The organism is Natrarchaeobaculum sulfurireducens, from assembly GCF_003430825.1.
Taxonomy (GTDB): domain Archaea; phylum Halobacteriota; class Halobacteria; order Halobacteriales; family Natrialbaceae; genus Natrarchaeobaculum; species Natrarchaeobaculum sulfurireducens.
Genome location: NZ_CP024047.1, coordinates 1,381,708 through 1,408,283, shown reverse-complemented (window position 1 = coordinate 1,408,283; position 26,576 = coordinate 1,381,708). Strand labels below are relative to the sequence as shown.

The window sequence follows — 26,576 nt, the reverse complement described above, 5'->3', positions numbered from 1 at the left end:
GAGCTGTAATGGGGCTGTCCGTTCTAGCTGACACTATGACTGGGCCCGTCGACTCACGTGCGCTCGGCCTCTCGGCCGGAATCATCTGGAGCCTCGTCGTTTTCCTGCTCGAGCTGTTCGCTGGCACCGACTACGGCGAACGCTGGCGACTGCTGCTCGAGGACATCTATCCCGGCTACAGTCGGGAACCAGGCGACCTCGTCTGGGGGACGCTCCTCGGGTTCGTCGACGCGTTCGTCCTCGGCTACGTCTTCGGCTGGCTGTACAACCGATTAGCGAGGTGATCCCCGCTCCTGTCAGGATGCGGCCGGTGGGGCTATTTTCACAATTGTGGAAGTGTTTATCAACGATTGCCCCCACGTTCTACAGTATGGAGTCTAGTCAGGATGCTGAATCGTACTGGTGGGACCCGTGGTTCGAGTGGTGGGATTCGTGGATCGACTCACACCCGCTTGCGTACACCCTGCTTCACTTTTTCGCTCCGTTCATCGTGATTTCACTCATCGGGGTGGCTGGTATCATCTCGCTCGAGCACGCAGTCGTATTCGGTTTCACCTACGGGCTGGTGTACTGTTTGTTCAGGGTCATGTACAAGGGCTATCCACCCACGGACAAAACCGATTGATCCGCTCGCCCTCGACGGACCGATTGGCATCCGAGATCCTATCGGAGCTGTGTTGCGACCCGCTGGACGACGTCTGACGCCCGTTTCACCGCGGCCCCGCTCTCGACGAACACGAGCGTCCGTGGCGGTTCGACGGCTTTCGGACGCACGCGAAGGTCGACCGACTCGCCCGCCTCGGCGGCGACCTCCTGGCCGGCCTCGAACTCGAGTCGGGCCCGATCGTCGTGGACGAATACCCGTGCGAAGCGAGTCTCGTCGTCCCCGTCGGTCACGACCACGTCGTAGGCTCGAGCGCCGTCGGCCGTCGGCTCGACGTCCCGATCCGCGTTCGTTACGGCGACCCGCTCGAGGCCGCGGTCCTCGCGCCCATCGAGCTCCGAGGCGAGCAACTGGGCGATTCGGTTCCCGTCGGTGATCCGCTCTTCGACCATGTGCGGTGTCCGAGGCTCGCGGGCCTATAGTAGCCACCGAAAGTCAGTGTATCCCTCGTTACTCGCTCGCGGCGTCGGAGAGCAGTGCTTCGCGAGCCATGGGCACGAGTTCGGCGACCTCGAGGCCTTCTCGGCGGGCATACATGACGGCTGCGACTTCGATCGTCACGCCGAGTTCACCTTGCAGGCTGTTGATCGCGCCGACGGCCTCGTGTTTCTCGACGCCCTCGGCGACTAGCGCGTCGAGGACTCGCTCGAACGCCGACCGTTCCCGAAGCAGGTCCTCGTCGGGGGCGAACGACTCGGGGATAGTGACCTCGGCGTGATCGAACGCGGCGACGACGTCCCCGTCGTCGTGCTCGAGCAGTCCCTCCTGGGCGGCGATATCGATCAGCCGTTTTGCCTGATCGGGCGAGAACCAGTCGCGGTCGAGCGAGAGCGAGACGACGAACTCACTCTCCTCGAGACGTGACGTCCCGTGCTGGACGAACGGCGCGGCGACGGCGACCCGAAGGCTCATCGCCAACGACTCGAGCGAGCGACGAGAAAACAGTGACGATCGGCGAGCGTCACGCCCGACGAACCGTTAGTCAGAGGCGCGCCCGCCCCCGTTTCGATCGGCTCGAGACGGTGGCGGAAACTGGGTCGCCGTCGGTTCAGGCGACTCCGGCAGGACGCATCGATCCGGTTCGCGATTCACGTGTCGGTACTGGTCGGGGGCGTTCGCGAGCGGGTGGGCGGGGTTGTCGTCACTGTCGATGCGGGCGGCACGGACTTCTTCGAAGCCGTTCAGGCGGGCCTGGATACCTCGCCAGTGATAGCGGGTTTCCGAGGGGATAGAAACCGGCCGTGGCGACGCGCCGTCGGGATAGCTCGTCGCGAGCACGGTAGTGTTGACGTTGCTTGCGAGTGCGTCGTGGTCGACGAGTACGCCGACTCTGGCGTCGTCGGGTGCGCGGGCGGCGAGGACGTCGAGACCGAGGTGCAGCGCCCGATACTCGGCGACGTTGTTGTCCGGCGGCGTATCCGGCGACGCGATGCGTGTGACGCGGGTGCCGTCGCGCGTTTCGATAACGGCGCCGAGCCCACCGCCAGCCTCCCGGAAAGAGCCATCAGTAGCGACGTAGAAGTCACGATGGTGTGTCCGCGGAGGATGGGCGATATGCGGCGTCGGCGACTCGTCGAACAGGTCCCGCAGTGCTGACCGGCCGTGAGCGGCCATACACGTAGTAGATGCGGCGAGTTATTTAACCTTGTGCCAGGGTTCACCCTGCGAGACGGACACCCGCTGAGCGGATCGTCGGCGTATCGGTGTGTGATCGTGAGTACCTGCGTTCGGGTATCATCTCAGATTGATGCCACCATTACGTATAAATACCCCCCGTCCAACAGTGTGTCATATGCAGGGTGCTGACAAGCCAACGACGGACAGGCGAACAATCTTGAAGCTCACTGGAGCCGCGAGCGTTTCAGCGGGACTCGGATCGATCGCTGGCTGCCTCGGCGATCCGAACGGCGAGGATGATATCGAGATCGATACGCTCACCATCACGCAGGGTGAATTTCCGGATGTCGAGGATCCGAACGACCACATCACGGGGCCGTATTTCAACGTCTACGACCACGTCTACGAGCCGCTGTTCGACGTAACTCCAGGGGAGGAGCCGGAACCCCGTATCGTCGAAACCTGGGAACACGGCGACGATGGAACCGTCGAGTTGACCATCCAAGAGGGTATTCTCTTTCACGACGGCCAAGAACTCACCGCAAGCGACATCGAATTCACCCTCGAGCGACAGATCGATCCCGACGTCCCACCGGTCTCGGATCAGGTCGCTGGTCTGGGATCAATCGAGGGAGCCGAAGCGATCGACGAGACCACCGTCGAACTCTCCTACAGCGGCGCACCACAACTTGCGGAGTTCGAGTTCGGAAACTACCTCCGAGCGGTCAGTCAGGAGTGGTACGAGAACGAGGCACCAACGACCGACGACGGTGTCATCTCCGGCGATGACGCATCCGCGTTCAACGGCACCGGCCCGTATCAGGTCACCGAGTACAGCCCTGGACAGAACCGGATCGTACTCGAGCCATTCGAGGACTATTGGGGCGACGAGCCACACGTCGCCGAACTCGTCTTCGAGGGTGAAACCTCTGACTCCGGCCGCGTGAGTTCGCTGCTGAGCGACGAGACCGACTTCATCGACAACGTTCAGCCGACCGAAGTCGGAAACGTTGAGGACGACGCCGATAGTCGAGTCGAGGAAGTCACTTCGTTCCGGAACATCTTCCTGCCGATGAAAAACGAGGTCGAACCGTTCGACAGCGAGGAGTTCCGACAGGCGATGAACTACGCGGTCGACAACGAAGAGATCATCAGCGACATCCTATTGGGCAGCGGCTCCCCGATGTCCCAGCCGACCCCGCCGGAGGTCAACGGCTACAACCCGGATCTCGAGCCGTACGACCACGACCTCGAGCGGGCCGAAGAACTTGTCGAGGAGGCCGGGTTTACCGAGGACGACCCTGCAGAAATCACGCTTCACGTCCCCGAAGGACGATACCTAAACGACGCCGAGGTCGGCGAACGCGCGGCCGATCAGATCGATCAACTGCCGAACGTCGACTGTGACCTCGAGACCCAACCGTTCGACGTGATCTCGGATGCGAACTCCGCCGGCCCGGACCACGAAGAGATCCCGTTCTTCCTGATCGGGTGGGGAGTGATTACGGGAGATGCCGACTACGGAATGTACGGGTTCTTCCACGACGACGGCGGCGTCCAGAGCTTCCGCGACGAGGAACTCCAAGCGGAACTCGAGGCAACGCAAGTCGAAGACGACCCCGAAACTCGGGAGGCGATGCTTCAGGAGGTCAACGAGATGGCCCGCGAGAAATCACCGTGGGTCTTCCTTCACCAACAACAGAGTATCTACGGGCTTGCCAGTGACATCGAGTGGAGCGCTCGAGAGGACGAGAGCGTCTTCGTCTGGGAGATGGACTGATCGTCGGGCCGACTCTGATCTCGAGTCCGGAGATGACGGTGACCGAAAGCACATCGATTAATACACATAATTCAAGAACGTGACCTGAATGGCATTCGGAAAGTTTCTAATACGACGGATCGCACAAGGAGTGTTCGTCGTCTGGGGCGTCGTGACGATCACGTTTGCCCTACGCGCGCTCTCGCCGGGCGATCCGGTGAACCTAGTCGCTGGTCAAGTCCCTGACGAGGCGACCCGACAACAGATTCGACAGGATCTCGGGCTCGATCAGCCGATATCCGTCCAGTACTTCACCTATCTTAGTGATCTCTTGACAGGTAACTTGGGGTTTTCGTACAACCAGCGTCGATCTGTCAACGACATCATCGCACAACACTTCGCCGCGACCGTCGAACTCGCCGTGGCGGCGACGGTCGTCGCGATCGTTATCGCGATTCCTCTCGGCGTTGTCAGTGCGACACGGCGTGATGAGCCTGCGGATTATGCGGCGACGCTCGGCTCGCTTGTCGGGATCAGTACGCCGAACTTCTGGCTCGGGATCATGTTGATCCTGATCGTAGCCATGCAGGTCGGGTTCCTCCCGACGTCGGGTCGTGGCGTTGCGTTCCACGAGGCGATGTACAACCTCTTTCGGTACGGATACGCCGCCGACTTAGTCTCGTGGCTCAGTTATATTACGTTGCCAGCGATCACGCTCGGCACGTATTTTACGGCGCTGATTACACGATTGACTCGCAGCGGGATGGTCGACGAACTCGGGAAACCGTACGTAACCGCGACGGAAGCCAAGGGACTGCCGGAGACGCTGATTCGGTACAAACACGTTCTTCGGAACACGCTCATCCCGATTATCACGGTACTTGGTCTCCAACTCGGGACGTTGATGGGTGGGGCGGTGATCACCGAAGAAGTGTTCAACTGGCCCGGATTGGGACAAATGTTCATCACGTCGCTTCGGAACGGTGATTGGCCGGTCGTCCAGGGTATCGTCCTCTTTATTGCAGTGGCGTTCGTCGTGATTAACATCTTCGTCGACGCGCTTTATGCCCGATTGAATCCGCAGGTGACCGACAAATGATCCCGGATCGACTCAAGTCAAATCTGACGAAGGAACTACGTCGAAGTCTGTTAGCAAAAGTCGGGATCGTTATTTTCGTTTCGATCCTCCTCATGGGATTGTTCGCCCCGGTGTTAGCGACACACAACCCGAACGAACAGGGACACAACGACGAGATGGGGGCGTCATATCCACCGCTCGGGTTGACCGACGAGATGACCATCTCGCAAGACGGTGAACGTGTGGCTCACACCGTCGAGGGAACCACCGATCACGTTCTCGGGACGAACAATGTCGGCCAGGATATCTACTCGCGGTTCCTCTATGGGGCCCGAACGTCGTTGCTCGTCGGTCTCTCGGGAACGCTACTGGCGACCGCTATCGGTGTTCCAGTTGGCCTGGCTGCGGGTTACTTTGGTGGTCGAGTCGACGACGGACTAATGCGGGTCGCCGACATTATGCTGGCGTTCCCGTCGCTTGTCCTCGCGCTGGCGCTGATGGGCGCGTTCGGCCGCGGGACTGTCAGCATACCGGACCCGATCGTTGCAGCCGGGTTCGCGGACGGAATGCCTGAATCGATCACGTTCCCCGGCATGGTGACGGTGGTGGTCGCGCTCGTCACCTGGGTGTGGTTCGCCCGCGTCGCCCGTGGGGAGGCGATGGCAGTACGTAACGAAGAATACGTCAAAGCGGCGCGCTCACTCGGCGCAAGCCACGCCACGATCGTTCGAAAACACGTCCTCCCGAACAGCCTCACACCCATTATCGTGCTCGCGACGATCCAAGTCGCAGCGATCATCCTCCTCGAGAGTTCGCTTTCGTATCTCGGCTTCTCGGGAACGACGCTCTCGTGGGGATACGAGATTCAGCGGGGACACGACGTGATGCGCAACCAATGGTGGGTCGCCACCGTTCCGGGAATCGGTATCGTTCTCGCCGTGATCGGTGTCAACCTGCTCGGCGATTGGCTACGGGACGCTCTCGACCCGAACATCGAGGGCGAAGGAGCTGGAGGTGCTGGCTGAGATGACTACGCAAATACTCCGCGTCGAGGGACTGAAGACCAGATTCTTCACCGATGAGGGGCAGGTGAACGCAGTGGACGGTGTCGACCTCGTGATCGACCGCGGGGAGACGTACGGAATCGTCGGTGAAAGTGGTTCGGGCAAAAGCGTGACGGCTCGATCGATTATCGACCTGATCGAGTCGCCCGGCGAGATCACCGACGGCGAGGTCTGGTATCGCAATCCCGAACTCGCTGCTGCGATCGCTGACGATCACCCGGAAGCCGTCGACGGCGATAGCATCGACCTTCAGCGAGTACCGAAGTCGGCCAGACGTTCGCTGCGTGGATCTCACTTCAGCATGATCTTTCAGGATCCCCAGAGCAGTTTCAACCCGACCATCACCGTCGGCGAACAGATCGCCGAGGCCGTCGAGGTCCAACGACGGGCACATGCAAACCCACGGTCGACCCGCGCTCGCTCGGAACGCTACTCGCTGACCTCGATGATTCTCGGCTCGGTCGTCTCGTCGAAGCGATACGTCACCGATGAGAGTCACGAGCGTGCCATTGAACTGCTCGAACTGGTCGGCATCCCCGATCCGGTCGAGCGCGCAGCGGAGTACCCTCACGAGTACTCCGGTGGCATGCTCCAGCGGGCGATGATCGCGCAGGCGTTAGCGGGCGAACCAGATGTGTTGATCGCCGACGAGCCGACGACGGCACTAGACGTGACGATTCAGGCCCAGATTCTCGACCTTCTCGATGAACTTCAGGCGGAGATGGATATGACGATCCTGCTGATCACCCACAACCTAGGCGTCGTTGCGCGGATGTGCGACCGCGTTGGCGTCATGTACGCCGGCGAGATCGTCGAACGCGGCACGCTCGAGGACGTGTTCGACGACCACGTTCATCCGTACACTGAGGGATTGCTTGGCTCGGTACCGAATCTCGACGGAGCGAGCGGTCGGCTACAGCCGATCCCAGGGAACGTCCCGAGCCTGCTCGATCACGAAATGGACGATCAGTGTCACTTCGTCGATCGGTGTCCGAAGGCGATGGACGCGTGTCTCGAGCATCCACCGGAATACGACGCCGGAGGAACCGACCACCACACCGCACGGTGTGTCCTCTCCGAGATGGCTTACGATGAGACGCGGGTCCTCGGAGACGACTCCGCCGACGGCCGATCAAGGAGGGGCGAACACGCCGACTCGAAGACGGCTGGTCCCGGTTTTGACTCTGCGGATGGCAAATCGACACACCGGACTCTCGAGGAACGCGGCGGTGATCGGCCATGAGTACGGACCGACCGACCCGAGACGAACCCGACGTCGCCGTCAGTCGCGACGACGAGCCGCTCGTTCGGGTCCACGAACTCGAGAAGTACTTTTGGGAGAACGATTCGCTTTTCGACCGACTGTTGGGCGACGATCCGGTCGCGGTTCGTGCCGTCGACGGAGTCAGCTTCGACATCTACGAGGGAGAAACGCTGGGCCTCGTGGGCGAATCCGGGTGCGGAAAGTCGACGACCGGTGAAACGCTCTTGAGACTGCAGGACCCGACAGACGGCTGCGTCGAGTTCGACGGCGAGAACGTCTACGAACTCAGCGGCGACGCCCTCATCGACTTCCGAGCTGATGCCCAGATCGTCTTCCAGGATCCGTTCTCGAGTCTCGACCCCCGAATGACGATCGGCGAGATCGTCCAGCAGCCACTCGACATCCACGATGTCGGGACGAAAGCGGAACGACGCGAACGCGTCCACGACCTCCTCGAGTCGGTTGGACTCTCCGTCGACCAGCTGGATCGGTATCCACACGAGTTCTCCGGTGGGCAGCGCCAGCGAATCGGGATCGCCCGTGCGCTCGCGCTCGAACCGGACTTTCTGGTGCTCGACGAACCGACGTCGGCGCTGGACGTCTCCGTGCAGGCACAGGTGTTGAACCTTCTCAGTGATCTGCAAGTCGAGTTCGATCTCACCTACCTATTGATCAGCCATGACCTCTCTGTTATCCGGCACGTCTGTGATCGGGTCGCCGTGATGTATCTCGGGGAGATCGTCGAGATCGGCCCGGCCGACGTCCTCTTCGAGGAGCCAAAACATCCCTACACCGAGGCGCTCCTCGAGAGCGTTCCGCGAGCCTCGACCGAGGAGCGCGACCGCGACCGCGAAACGCTCTCAGGCGACGTTCCGTCGCCGCGGAACCCACCGAGTGGCTGTCGATTCCGGACGCGATGTCCCAAGGTGATCCCGCCCGACGACCTCGGGATCGACCAGGCTGACTACCGGGCAATCATGAACGTGCGCGAACGGATCGAAGGGCGGGACCTCTCGCTCGAGTCGATCGACGAGTTCGATCCCGAAGACGGCGAGGTTCAGGCCCGTGACGTGCCCGGGTTCGTTGCGACGGTGAAAACCCGACTGCTCGAGCGGGAGTTGCCACCGCGTCACGACGAGATCCTCGAAGATGCGCTCGCCGAACTCGCCGATGCCGATTGGGACGGGGCTGCAAGCCGGTTACGCGAGGCCTACGAGAGCCCCTGTGAACGGAACCGCCCTACCCTCGGAGACGACGACCATCCGGTCGCGTGTCATCTCTTCGCCGAGGAGAGCAACGTCGACGGTAGCGTCGAGACGCATCGACACTCCTGAGTATCTCGAGTCCTTGCCGGTTCGATTGCACGCCTTCCGTCCTGCGCTTTGTCGCCCACAAATCGGATCGGTCCGCGATTCCCCAATCTGTTTTGGCGGCAGGTGTAATATCACCGGGTTCGTTGACCGTGTATGAATCACTCCAGCGCGGCCCGCATGGAAGCTGCGTGTTCGCTCCTCGCGGAATCCGAGCGTCGGTACGTTCTCTACCAGCTCGCGAACCGGGAGCAGGGCCACATCGAGGACCTCGTTACACAGGTCGCCGCCTGGAAGCGTGAAGAGCCCGCAGAGGCGATCGACCGGGAGACCAGACAGTACGTCTACGTCTCGCTGGTACACAACCACCTGCCGCGGTTGGCCGATTACGACATCGTCGACTACGATCTCCGAAGTGGCGACATCGTTCTCGATCACGGCTTCGACGACATCAAACCACTTTTAGAGCAGTTCCGTCAGACCGAAGCGGTTTCGGAGATTCGAACGGGTCCGGCCCTCCGATAACGACCACAGTCGGACCACTTCTGTCGTCTTTCGCGTCTCGCTGTCAACTCCAGTTCCGGCCACTCCTCGAGCGAACACTCCAACTCGATCGGTCGACACTCGTTTGTAATGCCTTCCAAACCGATGAGTCGTCCGACTGTGTGTCAGCATGGAGCTTCGAAACGAAATGTATAGGTTTGCGCCCTCGAGACACGGCCTGTGACCCGGTACCGAAATCTGGCGCTCTTTCTGGCGCTCGCAGCAATCTGGGGCTCGGCGTTCGTCGCGATCAGTGCTGGCTTGCGCCACTTTCCGCCCGTTCTCTTCGCGGCCCTCCGCTACGACATCGCCGGGATACTCATGCTCGCCTACGCGATCTACGCCGTCGACCACTGGCGGCCTCGAGGGCGAGCCGAGTGGGCGACGGTGGCCGCCGGGGCGATCCTCCTGATCGCGGCGTATCACGCGTTCCTCTTCGTGGGCCAACAGAACACGACTGCAGCGGCGGCCGCGATCCTCGTGAGTCTCTCACCCGTATTGACGACCGGGTTTGCTCGCGTCCTGATGCCGTCGGACGCGCTCTCGTTCGTCGGCGTCGTCGGGGTCCTCGTCGGCCTCGTCGGCGTCGCCGTTATCTCCCAGCCCGATCCCTCGAATCTGCTCTCGACGGACTTCGTCGCGAAGGTACTCGTCTTCCTCGCCGCTGCGTCGTTTGCGCTCGGGGCCGTCCTTACCCGCCGCATCGATGCCTCGCTCCCCATCGAAACGATGGAAGCCTGGTCGATGCTCGGTGGCGCACTCATCATGCACGCTATCAGCGTTGCACTCGGCGAGCAACTCACTCCAGCGGACTGGGTCCATCCCGAGGCGATCGGTACTCTCGCGTATCTTGCGATCGTCGCCAGCGCGGTCGGCTTCCTGCTGTATTTCGACCTCCTCGAGCGCCTCGGCGCTGTCGAGATCAACATGGTCTCGTACGTCGCCCCGATCTTTACGGCCGTCATCGGGTGGCTCTACCTCGGCGAGGTCGTCGACGCGACGACGCTCGTCGGCTTCGGCCTCATCGTCGTCGGGTTCCTGCTGGTCAAGCGTCGAGCGATCCGCGAGGAGTTCGCCCAGCACGGCATCGGCCGCTCGAGACCGGGCGAGTAACCCTCTTCCGAGACTTTTCAGTTCGATGACCGCTCAGCGACGGTGGTAGTGACCGACGTAGAGCGCGACGAGGTTAACGCCGAGCAAGACCAGGAAGGCTGTCGACAGGATCCACGATGTCAATCCGTTCAGAAGGATCGGTACGTAGAGGAAGGGTAAGACGATCGCCGTCCAGAAACTGGCTTTCCGGATTGAATCGGCGTGATGTGGTACGGTTTGCTCGAGGTATCTGGGTTCGTACCCGTCGGTTTCAGTCGCCTCGTCGGCGCTAGCGCTGTTTCGTTGGGTCGATTCGTTCATCGACGAGCGATCCTGGGCAGCCGGAGAGTCAGACATCGAAACACCTGGTATCGTGCCCAGCGTCGGTGACGAGCAATATATATCGATGCGAACGTTCGACCGATTTGGTATCGATTCACTCGAGTCCGCTCACACCCTTCCGTGGTTCACCGACTCAACCCTGGAAAGGGCATCCGCCACGCTCGTTTCCTCCCCCACCGCGACTGTCTTAGGTGACCGTTACTGTCGATAAGCTGGACTTACGGGTTGGCTGGCGGTCAGGCCTGAGGACCCGTTGACGGAACAACTATTCTCGAGTTGAGGCTCGAAAATCCGCACAAAAGACGACGCTCGAGTTACTGGAAGCCGATTCGGCTGCCGCGACGGCCCGTCGGATCGGGGCCACGCGAACCGCCTTTGAACTCCTCTTCGATCCGCTCGTAGTACTCGAGGATATCGTCGGTGATCGTCGGTCGGACGTTCTCCATGGCCTGTCGGAAGTGGCGCATCTCGACGATGTCTGCTTCGTGGTCTTCTCGCAGTGCCTCGATCGCCGCCTCGCGAGCGATCGACTCGAGGTCAGAGCCGACGTAGCCGTCGGTGATCTCGGCGATCTCTCGCAGGGTCACGTCGGCGGCAAGCGGCGTCTCTTCGGTGTGGATATCGAGGATGCGCTCGCGACCCTCGACGTCGGGTTCACCGATCATGACGAGCCGGTCGAATCGACCCGAGCGCAGGAGTGCGGGGTCGATCATGTCGGGGCGGTTGGTCGCACCGATGACCATCACGTTCTCCATCTCCTCTAGGCCGTCCAGTTCGGTCAGCAACTGGTTGACGACTCGCTCGGAGACGTTCGAGCCGACCTCGCCGCCGCGGCCGGGCGCGAGAGCGTCGAGTTCGTCGAAGAAGATCACCGTCGGCGAGACCTGCCGGGCCTTGCGGAAGGTCTGACGGATGGCCTTCTCCGATTCGCCGACCCACTTGCTGAGCAGTTGCGGACCGCGAACCGAGATGAAGTTCGCGTTGGTCTCGTTGGCGACGGCTTTCGCCATCAACGTCTTCCCGGTGCCGGGCGGCCCGTACAGCAGGACGCCCGCCGGCGGATCGATCCCGAGTCGGCTGAACCGATCGGGGTTGTTCAGGGGCCACTCGACGGACTCTTGGACCTGTTCTTTGGCCTCGTGGAGGCCGCCAACGTCCTCCCAGGAGATCTTCGGGAGTTCGACGAGGACCTCGCGCATCGCGGAGGGTTCGACCTCGTTCAGCGCACCGCGGAAGTCTTCGCGTTTGACGATCATCCGGTCGATCAGGCTTGGCGGGATGTCCTCTTCGTCCAAGTCGATCTCGGGGAGGTACCGCCGCAGAGCCTTCATCGCGGCCTCTTTGGTCAGGCTCTCGATGTCTGCGCCGACGAAGCCGTGGGTCTCGTCGGCCAGGTGCCCGAGATTGACGTCGTCCGACAGCGGCATGCCGCGGGTGTGGATCTGGAGGATCTCCTCGCGACCCACTTCGTCGGGAACGCCGATCTCGATCTCGCGGTCGAATCGACCGGGACGGCGCAGAGCAGGGTCGACGCTGTCGACGCGGTTGGTCGCCGCGATGACGATAACCTGGCCCCGCGCCTCGAGGCCGTCCATCATCGTCAACAGTTGGGCGACGACACGCCGTTCGACCTCACCCGTGACGTCCTCGCGTTTCGGCGCGATGGAGTCGAGTTCGTCGATGAAGATGATCGCGGGTGACTCCTCGCTTGCGTCCTCGAAGATCTCGCGGAGTTGTTGTTCGGACTCGCCGTAGTACTTCGAGATGATCTCGGGGCCGGCGATGGAGAAGAAACTCGCGGAGGTCTCGTTGGCAACCGCTTTCGCAAGCAGCGTCTTGCCGGTGCCCGGTGGGCCGTGGAGCAAGACCCCCTGTGGTGGCTCGATCCCCAGTTTCTTGAAGATCTGGGGGTGTTTCATCGGCAGTTCGACCATCTCGCGGACGCGCTGGATCTCACCCTGGAGCCCACCGATGTCCTCGTAGGTGATCCCACCGCCGGTCTTCTCGAAGCCCGAAATGGGCTCTTCACGGAGTTCGACGTCGGTGTCTTCGGTGATGAGGACGACGCCTTCCGGTTCGGTCTCGACGGCGATCAACGGAATCGCTTGCCCCGGCGACCGCATGAACGGGTGGTTCGTCGAGGACATGACGGGGACGATGTCCCGGCCCACCACGGGCCGTTTCAGGATCTGCCGTTTGACCATCCCCGCCGCGTCCGAGCCGAACTGGACCGACGCCTCCTCCGGCGGCGCGAGTACCAGACTCTCGGCTTTCGTGGCTTCGGCTTTGCGGATCGTTACCCGTTCGCCGATTCCAACGTCGGCGTTCTGCCGGGTGAACCCGTCGATTCGGACCGTGTCAGTGTTCCAGTCCTGCCGATCCGCCCGCCACACTTTCGCAGCGGTGGTGTCCGCGCCTTCGATCTCGATGATGTCGCCCGGACTCAGCTTCAAATGCAAGAGCGTGTCCGGGTCGAGTCGGGCGATACCACGACCCGAGTCGTTCGGGTATGCCTTCGCAACCTCCAGTTGAACTTCATTCATGATTCGGGATGGACGACGATGTCTGTGATTCCGATTGCAGGTCGGATAGGTTTTTTGCTAGTCCTCACGATGCTAGATGCTACCATCTCTAACCTGGGCCGGAGGATACATAGACGTGTCGACAGCGGAGCGTTTTGGCGTGACCACGATGAAGTGACTTTTTGCTTGCGGCCCTCGCTCTCACTGATATGACTGTTCTCGCCTTCGACGGTCGAATGGGCGCCAGCGGTGACATGATCCTCGCCACGTTGCTCGACGCCGGCGCCGACCCCGACGTTCTCGAGCCCGTCACCGACGCCCTCGAGGTCGAGTATCGAATCGACGAGACCGTCAAGTGCGGCATCGCCGCAACGACGGTCGATGTCCTGTTGACTGCTGACGAGGTCGCCGACCGAACCGATCACAGTCACGCTCATCACGATCATAGCCACGACCAGCGCGGCGATTCGCACGGGGACCACGGCCACGAACATAGTCACGAGCACGAACATGGCCACGAACACGAGCACAGCCACACCCACGATCATAGCCACGCGCACGTTCACGCAGAAGGTCACGGCCCCCACCGAAGCTACCTCGAGGTCTGCGAACTCGTCGAGGGGATGGGCCTCGAGCCTGCCGTCGAGCGTGACGCCCTCGACATCTTCGAACTCCTCGGGGAGGCAGAGGCAGGCGTCCACGGCGAGTCGCTCGAGGACATCCACTTCCACGAGGTCGGTGCCGACGATGCCATCGCAGATATCGTCGGCGCCGTCTTGTTACTTCACGACCTCGAGCCTGATCGGATCGTCACTACGCCACTCGCGACGGGGGGCGGGTCGGCGTCGATGGCCCACGGCGAGTACCCGATCCCGACGCCAGCGGTCGTCGAAATCGCCCAGCAGGCGGACTGGTCGCTTCGGGGCGGCCCGATCGACCGGGAGCTGTTGACCCCCACGGGCGCGGCGATCCTCGGCCACTACGCCGACGGCGTCGACACGCTTCCCACCCTCTCGCTTTCGGCCTCGGGATACGGTGCCGGTGGCTACGACCTCGATCCCCACCCGAACGTCCTTCGGGTGCTCATTGGTGACGGCGGCCGCGGGCTGGTGCGAGAGGACATCGCCGTCCTCGAGACGAATCTCGACGATACGACCCCGGAGGTTCTGGGTGGACTCCACGAGTCACTCGCGGACGCGGGCGCGCGAGACGTCTCGATCGTGCCGGTGACGATGAAGAAATCCAGACCCGGCCATCTCGTGACGGTGATCTGCAAACCGGAAGACCGGAAGCGGGTGGCTCGAGCGCTCGCCGAGGAGACGGGCACACTGGGCGTTCGCGAAACCGGCGCGACCCACCGCTGGATCGCCGACCGCGAGTTCGAGACGGTGGCGCTCGAGATCCACGGTGAACAGTACGAGGTAGCGGTGAAAATCGCCAGCGACGCTGATGGAACTGTTTACGATGTCAGTGCGGAGTACGACGATGTAGCGGCCGTTGCTTCACAAACGGACCTTCCAGTTCGAGCAGTGCTCACGCGAGCCGAACAACTAGCTCAGTCGCAGCTCGACGAGACGGGCGACGAGTGAAATCGACTCGAGTTGGCAGGATGGATCTGGCCAGTCAGTTTTAGTTATGTGTCGTCGCGAAAAATAACGTAATCTGGGGTCCTGGAGAGGTTAGTCGTTGTTGCCGTTGTCGTTGTCGTTGTCGTTGTCGTTGTCGTTGTCGTTGTCGTTGTCGTTCAGGTCGAGATCCTCGAAGTCGAAGTCGATGCTAGCGTCCTGAACGTTGTCTCCGGTCTGGGTCGTTACGCCTTCGATGTTAACCGTGTTGCTCTGGTCGTGCTCCTGGACCTGGTTCACCGTCGCGGCGGAGGTTCCGGCGGCGTCAGCACTACCAGTTCCGTCGTTAGCCGCGAGGGTGTTCGTCTGGGCGTTCGCTACGCCGATCTGTTCGTTCTGACTGCTCTGGTCGATGTTGATGTTCGTCTCTGCCGTCTGGTTCTGTTCGGCGAAGTCAGCGTCGACGGTGATATCAGCGAATTCCTCGACTTCGTCGACGTTGTTGTTATTCTGTGCTGCTGCTGTGCCGGCGAACCCCATGAACATGAGGCTGCCGATCAACGCTACCGCCATCGTGATCGTGAGTGTTCGTTTCATTCGTTCGTTCTCCAGGCGCTGCACCACGCACTGGTATGGAGAATATGGCAGACAACGGGCCGACTCCCCCGTCGAAACGGGGCGACCCATCGTCGAGGCCGACCCGTCAGTTCTCTGCCCCCAGTGACCTGTGCCGTGACGCGTTGCCCAGTCGCTACCCAGTATAGGTTCGACCTTGAACCCGGACCACGGTTTCACCGCGAATCATCCGATTGGATTGTTTAAAACGCCAACTGTGGCAGTTTTGGTGAGCATACAACTGGCTCATCTATCGACCGACGGGAGTGTCATCTTCGAGCCCGAACTGAGTGATACGAGGTCGGCGTGGCTGGTATCATGACATCGTCGGCTCGTTGTCAGGGCCCAACGGATTGACGTCAAGTTTTGCACCCGCCTCTCACAGCGAAGGTGGGACTCACCGTCACGAAAAAATACTGAAGTTGGAACGTATCCAGAGACGCTACGTTTCGGGTTATACGTCTTCGTTGCCGTTGTCGTTGTCGTTGTCGTTGTCGTTGTCGTTGTCGTTGTCGTTGTCGTTGTCGTTGTCGTTGTCGTTGTCGATCAGGTCGATGTCCTCGAGGTTGAGGTCGACGCTAGCGTCCTGAACGTTGTCGCCGGTCTGGGTCGTCACGTTCTCGACGGTAGCCGTGTTGCTCTGGTCGTGGTCTTGCACCTGGTTCACGGTCGCGTCGGAGGCACCAACGGCACTGGCGCCACCGTCAGCGGGCGCTTGGGCTGGCTGTGCAGCAGCGCCACCTTTCTTCTTCTCAGCAGGTGCGGCTGCGGGTGCTCCAGCAGCACCGCCCGCGTTGAGCGCGGCGACGTCAGTCTGTGCCTCTGCTATGCCAATCTGTTCGTTCGAGGTTTCCTGCTGGATGTCGATGTTCGTCTCTGCCGTCTGATCTTGTTCAGCGAAGTCGGCGTCGATGGTGATGTCAGCGAATTCCTCGACTTCGTCGACGTTGTTGTTATTCTGTGCTGCTGCTGTGCCGGCGAACCCCATGAACATGAGGCTGCCGATCAACGCTACCGCCATCGTGATCGTGAGTGTTCGTTTCATTCGTTCGTTCTCCAGGCGCTGCATCACACACAGACGTGGGTAATACGCGCAGAGCGATAGCAGAGCGGCCCCGTCGGGAGAGCAATCCCCCTTCTGAAGGCCGTCCCCACCAGTTCTCTGCACCCCAGTGACTCGTACTGTGACGCGTTGCCCGGTCGTTGCTCAACATGGATTCGACCTTGAACCCGGACCACGGTTTCACAGCGAATCATCCGATTTGACTGTTTAAAACGCTAACTGTGGCAGTTTCGGCGAGCATACAACGGATCCAACACTCGAGGAATTCGACGGATCGGTCTCGAGGGCTCTGGCGGGTCCGTCGCAATCGAGACTACCGGCGCCACTGGCGCTAACGAACCGATCTATACGCTCGAAAAGAACTGTATGGCTACGCTCACTCGAGTTGTAACGTCGACCCTAGCGACTGATCGCTGCGAAATATGTATCGAATAATAAGAAACTCCCGGAAGCGCTAGTCGTTATTATTGTTGTTGTTATTGTTGTTATCGACGGTGACGTCAACGCTGGCGTCCTGGATGTTATCGCCGGTCTCGGTCGTCACGTCACTGATCTCGACAGTGTTGCTCTGGTCGAGGTCCTGCGTTTGATCAACGCTTGCTTCGGAGACGCCGAGTGCAGTAGCACCGCCGTCAGCGGCTGCGGGTGCAACAGCGGGTGCAGCCCCCTTCTTATCAGCTGGTGCGGCTGTGGGTGCAGCCATGGTGCCAGCTCCACCGAAATCGGCGGCGAGGACGTTCGTCTCTGCAGTCGCTTCACCTACTTGCTCGTTCTGGGTTTCCTGTTGGATGTCGATGTTCGTCTCTGCTGTCTGCTCTTGCTCGGCGAAGTCGGCGTCGACATCGACGCTGATGCCATTATCGACGTTGTTGTTGTTCTGTGCCGCTGCTGTGCCGGCGAACCCCATGAACATGAGGCTGCCGATCAACGCTACCGCCATCGTGATCGTGAGTGTTCGTTTCATGCGTTCGCTCTTTAGGCGCTGCATCACGCACGGGTCCGAGAATGTAGCAGATTCCTAATAGGGTCGGCCCCATCGCAACGAGTGAACCCGTGGTAGCGGGTCGACTCGTCAGTTTTCTGCCCCCGGTGACCTGTGCCGTGATGCGTTGCCCAGTCGCCACTCAGCAGCGATTCGGTCTTGAACCCGGACCACGGTTTCACCGCGAATCATCCGATTGGTTTGCTTAAAACTCCGAGGCTACCAGTAGGGGGAAGCATACAGGCGACCCCACTTCCCTGCGCTGGCAGGGAACCATCGGCACCGACTGTTTTTGCGTTCCCTACTGACCGGATTCCGTCCCCGAAATGAGACACAACCGTCCGACCGACCGGTTCTCGAGACCCACACAGAAGGGGCGGTGGGTGTCAGGCTAGTCGCTCGCGATTCGATCTGTGTCGTGGCGGCCAGATGCAGCGGCTTCACTGCGACGGACCCTCTCCGATCGACAGCACGTCGGGAGCACAGGTGCTTTCACCCATCACACCGGGGCTGCGGTCGGATACGTCTGCCCGGCAGCTGAGTGTTCGGCGACCTCGGCGAACTGATAGCCTCGACATAAACGGCCGTCTTCCGCTGAGTAGGCCAGTTCATCGCTGAATCAACTGACAGATAACAAAGTCTATCATCGGGAAATGAAGGTTCACGCCGTGGGATTACGGAAACAAAGACTCTCACGGCCTACGTCAAACGAATCATGACCAACACGACGAGGATACGTTCACAGTGTACGACGGTTTTGATGGCTTGTATAGTGGCCGTAGCGATGCTCGGTGCCGGCGCATCGACAGCTGTTGCCGAGGATCCAGCGGTGCCCAACGGTACGGCCGAAGCGCTCGAGAACGACGAGGGGCTGTACCTGGTCTTCGGCGCTGATCTGGACGGTGAAGACATGTCGCTTGAAGAATACATAGAATCGCACGCGTCAGGTGGCGAGGTCGACGCCGAGGTCACGCAGTACCAGGACGTCGACCAGGTCAACATCAACCAGCAGGGTAACGCCACGTCGATCTCGATCGACGGCGGTGAGGCGACGGCTGTACAGGAGGCGAGTCAGTACAACGACAACGAACAGTTCGCCGACGCGTCCAGCGACAACGTCCAGGGCGACGAGACCGAGTTCGAGAACGTCGGTGACGTTACCGTCCTCATCGGTAACGGGGACGGCCAACAGTTCGACGGCTGGGGCGTTGCCGACAAGAAAGGAGATAAAGCCGACATCGGAGCCGATGGTGACGGCGATGGCGATCAGGAAGCCGACGCTGTCGTGACCCAGGTTCAGGAAGTCGGCCAGCTGAACTACAACGAACAGAACACCGCGTTCGCGATCGCCGAAAACGAAAGCGAAGCGACTGCCCTCCAGCAGTCCCAACAGGAAAACCAGAACCTGCAACAGGGCGTCGCTAACGCAACCAACGTCTACATGGGCAACGGAGAGTTCGCCGACAAGACCGGCGATCACGCGAAATCCAGCGATAGCCCAGGTGCCGACCAGGTTGCAACCGCCGAAGTAGCACAGGGTCAGGCACTCGACCAGACGAACTACAACGAACAGGACGGTGCCGTCGCCATCGCAGTCGGCGAAGGCAGTGTCGCGACGGCTATTCAGATTACCGACCAGACCAACCTCAACGAACAACTCGGTGTCGCCGACGCGGCGAACGTTCTCACCTCGATGGAGGGGATGAACGTCGCGATTGCCGGTGCCGAGAATACCGACATCGTCGACACCGACACCACCGTCGAGGAGTTCGGCGAGGACAAAGACGACAAGGATCACCACAAGAAGAGCGACGACGAACAGCTCCAGTCGGCCACCTCCGAGGTGAGCCAGGAGCAGCGCGCCGAGCAGATGAACGTCAACCTGCAGAACACGGCCTTCGCGTACGCGACGAACGAAAGTGAGGCGACCGCCGTGCAGCTCGCCCACCAGACCAACCTCAACGCGCAGGTTGGCTTCGCTGACGCGCTGAACGTCTACGCCGGTCCGACCCACATGTACGAGAACGCCATGATCACCGAGACCACGAGCGTGACCGTCGGTGGCGACGACGTCGACGGCCTCGAGGGCATCTCCTACGACTACGACGCCCAGCAGACGAACGACCCCGAGCAGCACGCAAGTGCCCAGCTCGAGCAGGTTCAGTTCATCAACCAGGAGAACGTCAACGAGCAGCAGGCTGCGATCGCCATCGCCGAGAACGGCAACAGCTCTGACTCGGCACAGGTGAGCATGCAAGAGAACGAGAACATCCAGTTCGGCTCTGTCTCCGCGACGAACGTCTGGGCTGGCGCGTAACTGAATTGCGTTCGGCAGTCGAAAACTTCGTTTTCACGTTTTATTGGTCCGCGGGACTACTAACCAACACAACAGGGACACCGACCGAAGACAGGTAACTCACGCTGAAGTCTCGTTCGTACCAACAGGTGTCGTGAACCACCTCGGGGTCAAGCCCTGAGGCACTCGGCCTGCTCCGCCTGTAGAACTCGTCGTTCGGTACCGACGGAAGAGCTTTTCAATCGGTTGGTGTCGCTGCCGAGGTCGATCCTGGGCACGGAGCGAGATGTGCGTCTATCACTCGAGTATACTCCCGTGACGACACCGACACGATAGCTAGGTACCGGTTTCTCCGCTAAAACGACCGACGAGTTTTATAGAGACTGCTGATACAGACTGGAGAACCACTCTTCGGCAGTTCATCGCTACAATGTCTCCCACTGATACGACGGACGATATTAGCTGGCGCGAGAAGGGACAGGCGCTATATCGGGTCGGGAAGTTCCACCCCGCCTTAGCCGTCGCAATCGTCGTGTTGAGCGTCGTTGCAGCGCTTCTCGAGGGGATCGGGCTCGGGTTCATCATGCCGATTCTCGAGGTCGCCCAGGGCGAACAGTCGGTCGAGGACGGCGACGCCTTTCTCGAGGTCTTCTTCACGCTATACGAGACGTTGGGGATCCCGTTCACGCTCGGATACCTGGTCGCTGGAGTCACGGCGGTGATGACCGTCCGATTTACGACCTCGTTTCTGGTCAACTGGCTCAGTGCAGCGATCGTCACGAAATACGTCCGTCACCTCCAGGAGGAGGCGTTCAATCACGCGATCGAAGCAGAAGTCTCGTACTTCGATCGCGAGGGCTCGGACGACATCCTCAACGCGATCGTCACACAAGCAGAGTACGCAGGGGGTGTCATCCAGTATGCCCTGAGCTGTGTCGAACAGGGATTGCTCGCCGCCATGTATCTCACAATCGCGTTACTCATCTCGCCACTCTTGACGGTTCTCACGGCGGTCTTTCTCGGCGGGATAACCGTGTTGTTCAGACACGTCCTCGATACCGGTTACTCGCTCGGCGATAAGGTTGCGGATGCAAAAGAAGGAATACAGAGTCGGGCCCAGGCCGGAACCCAGGGCGTCAGAGAGGTCAAGATCTTCGGGATGCTTGACGAGCTTCGCTCGGGGTTCTCGAAGTCAGTCGAGCAGTTCGAGCGCAACTCCATCAAAATCGACCGAAACGACGCAGCAATCACGAACTTTTACCAGTTGATGACGGCAGTAGCCGTCTTCGGGTTGATCTACGCTGGGTTGACGTTGTCCTCGATGACCCTCGCCGAACTGGGGGTGTTCCTGTTCGCGATGTACCAGCTCGGACCGAAGGTCAGCACGTTGAATAAGTACGTCTATCGGTTCGAAAGTCAACTCCCCCATCTCGTTCGAACCCAGGAGTTCCTCGAGGAACTCGAGCAGAACCGGGAGCCTGCGGACGGATCGAGGCCGGTTCCGAAGCCGGTCAACCGGATCGAGTTTGACGACGTTCGATTCAGCTACGACTCGAGCGACGAGTTGGTGCTGCGTGACGTTTCGTTCGAGTTCACCCGCGAGGAGTTCGTCGCGTTCGTCGGCCCCTCGGGTGCAGGGAAGTCGACGATCGCCTCGCTGCTCGCGAGGCTGTACGAGCCCGATCGCGGTGAGATTCGTGCCGACGGTATCCCGATCGACCAAACTGACATCCAGGAGTGGCGCTCTCGAGTGGCGGTCGTCAGGCAAGACCCTCACGTGTTCAACGAGACGCTTCGACGAAACGTCACGGCCGGAAACCGGGACGCGACCCAGGCGGAGGTCGAAGCGGCCTGTGAGATCGCACAGGTGACCGAGTTCCTCGAGGACCTGCCGGACGGGTACGATACCGTCCTCGGCGATCAGGGCGTGAAGTTGTCCGGTGGCCAGCGCCAGCGGGTTGCGATCGCTCGAGCATTGCTGAAGGACGCGGATCTGTTGATCCTGGACGAAGCGACGAGTGACCTGGATACGGCGCTCGAGCAGAAGGTCCACAGCGGGATCGAGTCAATGGATCGAGACTACGCAATGTTGGTGATCGCACATCGACTCTCGACGGTGACGAACGCCGACCGGATCTATACGATGGAAGACGGCCGAATCGTCGAAGCTGGACCGCACGAGGAGTTGTTGTCGAACGCCAATACGTATTCGTCGCTGTACTCGTTGCAGTCACAGTAAGTGTGTATTCGGACCGACGATTTTTTGGGTTACTTGTCGGCTGGCGACAACTCGAAGAGTGTCCCGATCCAGTGGCTTGAGGGCCGTTGCTTACGCAGAGTGTTTTGGGGAATAACGAGGCACCTCAACTCAGTCACATTTTTGAAATGAGTCTATTGCAGACGTTCAGCTCAGACAGCAACTCTCGAGTAGCCTGCCGAACGGCCGCGGTTCTCTCAGTCGAGAGATCTCATCCTAGCACGGCCAGTTTCTCGGTCGAAAGTCGCATCTTTGGGATGTTACCCGTCCACCCGCGCTCACCGCCAGTGTACTCGAACAGCGTATCGACTCTCATATCGTCGGCAACGATGTCCGCAGTCCGATTTACGGATATCGTCGTTTGCGTGCCGAGATTGACCGACGTCATCGGTCGGTGGCTTCCTCAAGGACGGGGAGCAGCGCGCCTATATGATCAATCCGTAATTTTCCGTCGACTAATCGGTTGACGAACAGCAGAACGGGTCCGTCGGCTCTGTTGAAATCCTTGGAAAGAAACATGTATTGTCTCCTCTGCGGTCAATACAGGCGAAGCACAGACCGTTCAGTACAACTCAAGAATTATTACGAACGTGTCTTCGTGCTCCATGTCGCAAACCAATTTCTGTGACTTCTGTAAGATATACTACCCATAACCGACCTTCTGGGGTAGAATTCACCTATGGAAATTCTGCTGACTGACCAAACCACGTTTGCCAAGATAATTCTTCGGGCGACAAGGACTTCCTATAGTTTTCTGGCGTAGAATCGACAACCGGCGAACCGATAGCTACTGAAACAGCCATCAGGCGGGGGACTTCTTGTTTGCGAGGGCAGTTGCTCACGCTGCCACCAGCCGGCCAATGAGCGCCGCCCTGGCGGCGCTCAGGCACTCACCCCTGGTGGATCGTACACCTCCTCACGGTCCAGCATATGATACATTGAAACCAGCAGCTTCCGGGCGGTTGCGACAATCGCTGTTTTCGAGTTCTTCTTTCGAGCTAACCGGTTGTAGAACTGGCTGAGGTACTCGTCTTCGCACGTATGTACTGCTGAGTACGACGCTTGAACGAGCAACCACCGGACTCGTCCTGATCCTCGCTTCGAGATGCTCCCCTCAAACCGCGAGTCACCAGACTCGCGGATTATCGGGTTTAACCCGACGTAACTCACGACCTCTTTGGCCCGATCAAACCGATTGATCTCTCCCAACTCTGCATAAATCGTCAACGCCGTAAAGTAACTCACGCCAGGAATCGTCATCAGGAGCTGGGTCTCCTTCAGAGACCCAGCCCGCTCCTCGATCTCCACTTCCAACGACTCAATCTGTTCAGTGAGTGTCTGAATGAGCTCCAGATACGACTCCAACAACGCGTCCCACGGGGCCGGGAGCGAGAGTTCCGCCAGGAACTCTCGTCCCTCCACACTCAACGGCTTTACCTCCCGAGTGATGCCATGATCACTCAACAAGCCGTGAATCTTGTTTGCGTACTCGGTCCGGTTCTCGACGAGTTTCTGTCGCCCGCGCACAAGTGCGCGGGCTTGCCGAACCTCGTCGGTTGGAACGTAGCTCTCAGGAACCGAGCCTAACCGAAGCATTCGAGCGAGTTGTTTCGCGTCAACGCGGTCAGTTTTCTTGTCAGAGTCGGAGATCAACTTCAATTCGCCGGGATTGGCGACGGTCACATCCAGATACGCTGAAAGCGTATCGTGGATGTGATAGTAGTTGCTGGTCGCTTCAAGCGCGGCTTTTGACCCAGCGTACCGCTGGGCAAAGTCGTCGAGGTTCGCGTTTTCGACGCGAACCTCTTCGACGATCTCACCGTTTTTGTCCAGTACTGCGATCTGTGAGTACCGCTTGTGTACGTCGATTCCAATGAACATTGGACTCACCTTGGAACGCTGGTGCGTGAAACAGAGATTCACCTATGCGGGCTTTCCCGACTGCCGCCAAGAGCGGCAGTCGGGCTGTCATGCCCAGGACTCGGCTTCCTACGCACTCGGACCAGTCAGCACCACGTGCTCTCGGGCACGGAATACAGCTCGGTCTCTTGCGTCCCATACTTGTTTCACGCTCTCATGGGATATAGCAGAATTTCCATCGAGTCAGCACAAAGACTATGTTAATACAGATATGCTGTTATAATATGGACATGAAAAACATCGGTTGGAGAGACCCCAAAGAGGCCATGGTAATAATGGGGAAGATTCTTGCAGCACTAGTTGGGGCAATACTATTCACTGGTGTTTTGAGAGAATTTCTTCCATATAGTGCTTACAGCGCAGGTAGCCCAGAAAGAGTGCTGATCGTAGGTGCTTTCTATACAGCGTGGATGCTTTTAACATTCAAATTCATATTTGGAAAATTTATACCTCTAAAAGTTAAGAGAGGAGAAACTCCAGTCGTAAGTTGGAGCGGAAAGTAGATAGCCTGTATTGAACACACCTAGCCAAAATCTATCAATCACTGAGGATTTCAACAGAGCCGGTCCGTCATGTTTGATGTGGTCGCTCTTCGGATCGTCTGGTATGGGATCGTAACGGACGATCGTGTTCCCGGCTCGCTGCTAGAGTTGAGGTAGGTCACGATCGTATAGTACCGTCAACACGGTCACGTCGTGGCCCATCGCTGCTTGGTCCCGGCTCATCGCAAGAATGTGGTAGGACTTCCTCCTTTCATTTCCGGATAGACTTTCTACGCGACCTATGACATCATTTTCGGCGTAAACGCCGAGGGTTCCTCTCTCGTGGGGTCGGGCGGTCTGACCCCACCGGAGGCAAGATTCCCTTTTTCAGGTACTCCGGTTTGCACGCAAGCCGTCAGTCCCGTGAGGGAGTGGTGTGCTTGGATATCCACTTGGCCCGTGCGGGCGGTGCCATCCACCTGACTTGGACTCGCATCCGAGTCTAACTCGGGCAGGCTCGCGTTTTTGCTGACGGGTGAACGCCAAATCACACCCACTTTTCTCGAGTTGTTACTTCGAGAAACGTCCCCAGTAGGCGTAAATCATGCAAAGCGGAGTGAAAGTGACGCGATTCACGCCCGCCCTGCATCAATGCCGTAAAATCGTATACGTATCACTGAGAACGTTCCAAATCTGTCGAATCACGATCTGGATGTCGAACCAGAACGATTGCTGTCGGATGTACTTAATATCGTACCGAAGTTTTTTCTTGGGTTCGTGCCCAGTAACGTCGTTGATCTGCGCGAGTCCAGTCAGGCCTGGGCTAACGAACCATCTCTTACTCCAGTCGACATTCTGACCCTGTATTTCTGTATCCAATTCTGGCCGCTCTGGACGGGGTCCAACAACGCTCATATCTCCGATAAGAATTGACCATAGTTGTGGGATCTCATCAAGATGCGTTTGTCGAAGAACTTGCCCAACAGGAGTTATACGTGGATCTACGTCACCGGCATCTTTTCCACTAATTTTCGGCCCCGTTTCAGCCTCCGCGTCCTTGATCATAGTCCGAAATTTGTACACTGGAAACGATTCTCCAAATACCGCCGTTCGTTCTTGTTTATACAACACCGGACCTGGAGTATCAAGCTTAATAGCAAGGACAAGTACTGCCATTAGCGGTGTGAGTACTAGAAGTGCCGTCACAGCAAACGAAACATCAAATATCCGCTTGACTATGTGATCAAGCGGATCCCACGGCTCGAGGTCAACATCTGCAAGATTTCCGACCTCGCCTTCAGGCACGAGGACGCTTTCAGCATACTCCCGATGAACTTTAGCGGCGATACCGTGGTCGTGACACGTGCCGAGTGCCCCAAAGAACTCTGCTCGATCGGCTTCGCGAAACGCCAAGACAACGGTATCGACATCGTACTCGAGGAGCACGTCCTCAAGACGTGATAACCCGCCGAGACGAAAGAACTCGTCGAGATCGTCTTGAAAGTGGGTTTCAGCGTCGATAACCCCGTCTGTAGCGACGATACCGCCGTCTGCGGCAGCTTCGAGAGTGGTCAAATCATCGTGAATTCCGACAATTGATGGACAGAGATAACCAATAACTGACGCCTCCATCGACGGTGCGATTCGAGCGATCTGGTTGAGGTCATCCCCGACGACGAGCGTTCGTTCGGTTTCGCTGGCGGGACGACGAATCCAGACGAACCAGACGGGGATTGTGATCGCGAGGAATCCGGTCATCATCACGAGCGTCGCTCGAGGGAGGCGATGTGACCACTTGAAGTACCCAAGAGTCGCAAGCGCGAAGCCGGCGACGAGAACGCGTTTCTGGGCGAGAAAGATCGTATCGAGAACCCGGCGAGGGCGCGGCTTGTATAGAGGAACGAGACTCCCAACAACGGCGAACACGCTCAAAGCGATGGCCCAGTAGAGTGATTCATTGCTCAAGACGGTCACGTTGAGCCGATTGAAAAGCGGCACGTACGTCGTGAACAGCGACTGGGTGAGTTGGTTGTTGGCGAAAAGTACCGCAACGATCGTCAGCACGATCACGCCGACGACGCTCGAGAGTCGGTACTTCCACCCCGTAAACATGTACGAGTCGTCGCCACTGCCAGAAACAT

The 26,576-nt window shown here is 59.4% G+C and carries 23 protein-coding genes and 1 pseudogene; 13 read left to right on the top strand and 11 right to left on the bottom strand.

The window, feature by feature from the left end; genetic code table 11:
- Positions 1-35 precede the first annotated feature (35 nt).
- Positions 36-284, top strand: a complete 249-nt coding sequence (locus AArc1_RS08115; RefSeq protein WP_117363884.1) for a bacteriophage holin — start codon at positions 36-38, stop codon at positions 282-284.
- Positions 285-370: 86 nt separating this feature from the next.
- Entirely contained in the window at positions 371-625 is a 255-nt protein-coding gene (locus tag AArc1_RS08110; protein WP_117363883.1) for a hypothetical protein, read from the top strand.
- A gap of 38 nt (positions 626-663) precedes the next feature.
- On the opposite strand, the gene AArc1_RS08105 is transcribed toward AArc1_RS08110, so the two are convergent.
- The 3 genes from AArc1_RS08105 to AArc1_RS08095 form a co-directional block, all read right to left on the bottom strand.
- Positions 664-1,056, bottom strand: a complete 393-nt coding sequence (locus AArc1_RS08105) for a hypothetical protein (protein WP_117363882.1) — start codon at positions 1,054-1,056, stop codon at positions 664-666.
- Positions 1,057-1,114: 58 nt separating this feature from the next.
- Positions 1,115-1,576 carry a DUF2240 family protein gene (locus AArc1_RS08100; protein ID WP_117363881.1) on the bottom strand — a complete coding sequence of 154 codons (462 nt, stop codon included), beginning with the start codon at positions 1,574-1,576 and terminating at the stop codon, positions 1,115-1,117.
- Between the two features lie 66 nt (positions 1,577-1,642).
- Positions 1,643-2,278 (bottom strand): ribonuclease H family protein, encoded by a 636-nt coding sequence (locus AArc1_RS08095; protein ID WP_117363880.1) that lies wholly within the window; start codon positions 2,276-2,278, stop codon positions 1,643-1,645.
- Between the two features lie 178 nt (positions 2,279-2,456).
- Here AArc1_RS08095 and AArc1_RS08090 point away from each other — a divergent pair, with 178 nt between their 5' ends.
- The 7 genes from AArc1_RS08090 to AArc1_RS08060 all read left to right on the top strand — a co-directional run bounded on the left by AArc1_RS08090 (position 2,457) and on the right by AArc1_RS08060 (position 10,412).
- On the top strand, positions 2,457-4,061 hold the full coding sequence (locus tag AArc1_RS08090; protein ID WP_117363879.1) for an ABC transporter substrate-binding protein: 1,605 nt from the start codon (positions 2,457-2,459) through the stop codon (positions 4,059-4,061).
- 88 nt (positions 4,062-4,149) lie between these two features.
- Positions 4,150-5,139 (top strand): ABC transporter permease, encoded by a 990-nt coding sequence (locus tag AArc1_RS08085; RefSeq protein WP_117363878.1) that lies wholly within the window; start codon positions 4,150-4,152, stop codon positions 5,137-5,139.
- Positions 5,136-6,143, top strand: a complete 1,008-nt coding sequence (locus AArc1_RS08080) for an ABC transporter permease (RefSeq protein ID WP_117363877.1) — start codon at positions 5,136-5,138, stop codon at positions 6,141-6,143. The genes AArc1_RS08085 and AArc1_RS08080 overlap by 4 nt, the downstream gene beginning before the upstream one ends.
- 1 nt (position 6,144) lies before the next feature.
- Positions 6,145-7,425 (top strand): ABC transporter ATP-binding protein, encoded by a 1,281-nt coding sequence (locus AArc1_RS08075; RefSeq protein ID WP_117363876.1) that lies wholly within the window; start codon positions 6,145-6,147, stop codon positions 7,423-7,425.
- Entirely contained in the window at positions 7,422-8,780 is a 1,359-nt protein-coding gene (locus AArc1_RS08070; protein ID WP_117363875.1) for an ABC transporter ATP-binding protein, read from the top strand. Before AArc1_RS08075 ends, AArc1_RS08070 begins: the two co-directional genes overlap by 4 nt.
- Before the next feature lie 132 nt (positions 8,781-8,912).
- The gene (locus AArc1_RS08065) at positions 8,913-9,281 is read left to right on the top strand and encodes a DUF7344 domain-containing protein (RefSeq protein ID WP_117363874.1); all 369 of its coding nucleotides are present in this window, start codon (positions 8,913-8,915) and stop codon (positions 9,279-9,281) included.
- Positions 9,282-9,479: 198 nt separating this feature from the next.
- Positions 9,480-10,412, top strand: a complete 933-nt coding sequence (locus tag AArc1_RS08060) for a DMT family transporter (protein ID WP_117363873.1) — start codon at positions 9,480-9,482, stop codon at positions 10,410-10,412.
- A 33-nt stretch (positions 10,413-10,445) separates the two neighbouring features.
- Here the strand turns inward: AArc1_RS08060 and AArc1_RS08055 are convergent, their stop codons facing one another.
- Positions 10,446-10,748 carry a hypothetical protein gene (locus tag AArc1_RS08055; RefSeq protein WP_117363872.1) on the bottom strand — a complete coding sequence of 101 codons (303 nt, stop codon included), beginning with the start codon at positions 10,746-10,748 and terminating at the stop codon, positions 10,446-10,448.
- 299 nt (positions 10,749-11,047) lie between these two features.
- On the bottom strand, positions 11,048-13,276 hold the full coding sequence (locus AArc1_RS08050; protein WP_117363871.1) for a CDC48 family AAA ATPase: 2,229 nt from the start codon (positions 13,274-13,276) through the stop codon (positions 11,048-11,050).
- Positions 13,277-13,464: 188 nt separating this feature from the next.
- On the opposite strand from AArc1_RS08050, the gene larC reads away from it, so the two are divergent.
- Positions 13,465-14,844, top strand: coding sequence for a nickel pincer cofactor biosynthesis protein LarC (gene larC, locus AArc1_RS08045; protein WP_117363870.1), 1,380 nt, complete (start codon positions 13,465-13,467; stop codon positions 14,842-14,844).
- Positions 14,845-14,934: 90 nt separating this feature from the next.
- Here larC and AArc1_RS08040 read toward each other — a convergent pair whose 3' ends face one another.
- The 3 genes from AArc1_RS08040 to AArc1_RS08030 form a co-directional block, all read right to left on the bottom strand.
- Positions 14,935-15,417, bottom strand: coding sequence for a hypothetical protein (locus AArc1_RS08040; RefSeq protein WP_186336670.1), 483 nt, complete (start codon positions 15,415-15,417; stop codon positions 14,935-14,937).
- Between the two features lie 472 nt (positions 15,418-15,889).
- Positions 15,890-16,480, bottom strand: coding sequence for a hypothetical protein (locus tag AArc1_RS18995; protein ID WP_133412339.1), 591 nt, complete (start codon positions 16,478-16,480; stop codon positions 15,890-15,892).
- Between the two features lie 472 nt (positions 16,481-16,952).
- Positions 16,953-17,462: a hypothetical protein gene (locus tag AArc1_RS08030; protein WP_117363868.1), complete on the bottom strand. Its 510-nt coding sequence runs from the start codon at positions 17,460-17,462 to the stop codon at positions 16,953-16,955.
- 778 nt (positions 17,463-18,240) lie between these two features.
- On the opposite strand from AArc1_RS08030, the gene AArc1_RS08025 reads away from it, so the two are divergent.
- Both AArc1_RS08025 and AArc1_RS08020 read left to right on the top strand, forming a co-directional pair.
- Positions 18,241-19,797, top strand: a complete 1,557-nt coding sequence (locus AArc1_RS08025; protein ID WP_186336669.1) for a hypothetical protein — start codon at positions 18,241-18,243, stop codon at positions 19,795-19,797.
- Between the two features lie 409 nt (positions 19,798-20,206).
- Positions 20,207-22,015 carry an ABC transporter ATP-binding protein gene (locus AArc1_RS08020; RefSeq protein ID WP_117363866.1) on the top strand — a complete coding sequence of 603 codons (1,809 nt, stop codon included), beginning with the start codon at positions 20,207-20,209 and terminating at the stop codon, positions 22,013-22,015.
- Between the two features lie 900 nt (positions 22,016-22,915).
- On the opposite strand, the gene AArc1_RS08015 is transcribed toward AArc1_RS08020, so the two are convergent.
- Entirely contained in the window at positions 22,916-23,914 is a 999-nt protein-coding gene (locus AArc1_RS08015) for an IS110 family RNA-guided transposase (RefSeq protein ID WP_117362518.1), read from the bottom strand.
- A gap of 263 nt (positions 23,915-24,177) precedes the next feature.
- On the opposite strand from AArc1_RS08015, the gene AArc1_RS08010 reads away from it, so the two are divergent.
- Entirely contained in the window at positions 24,178-24,456 is a 279-nt protein-coding gene (locus AArc1_RS08010; protein WP_117365827.1) for a hypothetical protein, read from the top strand.
- Between the two features lie 144 nt (positions 24,457-24,600).
- Here AArc1_RS08010 and AArc1_RS19330 read toward each other — a convergent pair.
- Together AArc1_RS19330 and AArc1_RS08000 are read right to left on the bottom strand one after the other, a co-directional pair.
- Positions 24,601-24,710: pseudogene (locus AArc1_RS19330) on the bottom strand (glycosyltransferase family 1 protein); the annotation flags it as partial.
- 373 nt (positions 24,711-25,083) lie between these two features.
- Positions 25,084-26,547, bottom strand: a complete 1,464-nt coding sequence (locus tag AArc1_RS08000; protein ID WP_117365826.1) for a sugar transferase — start codon at positions 26,545-26,547, stop codon at positions 25,084-25,086.
- Positions 26,548-26,576 lie beyond the last annotated feature (29 nt).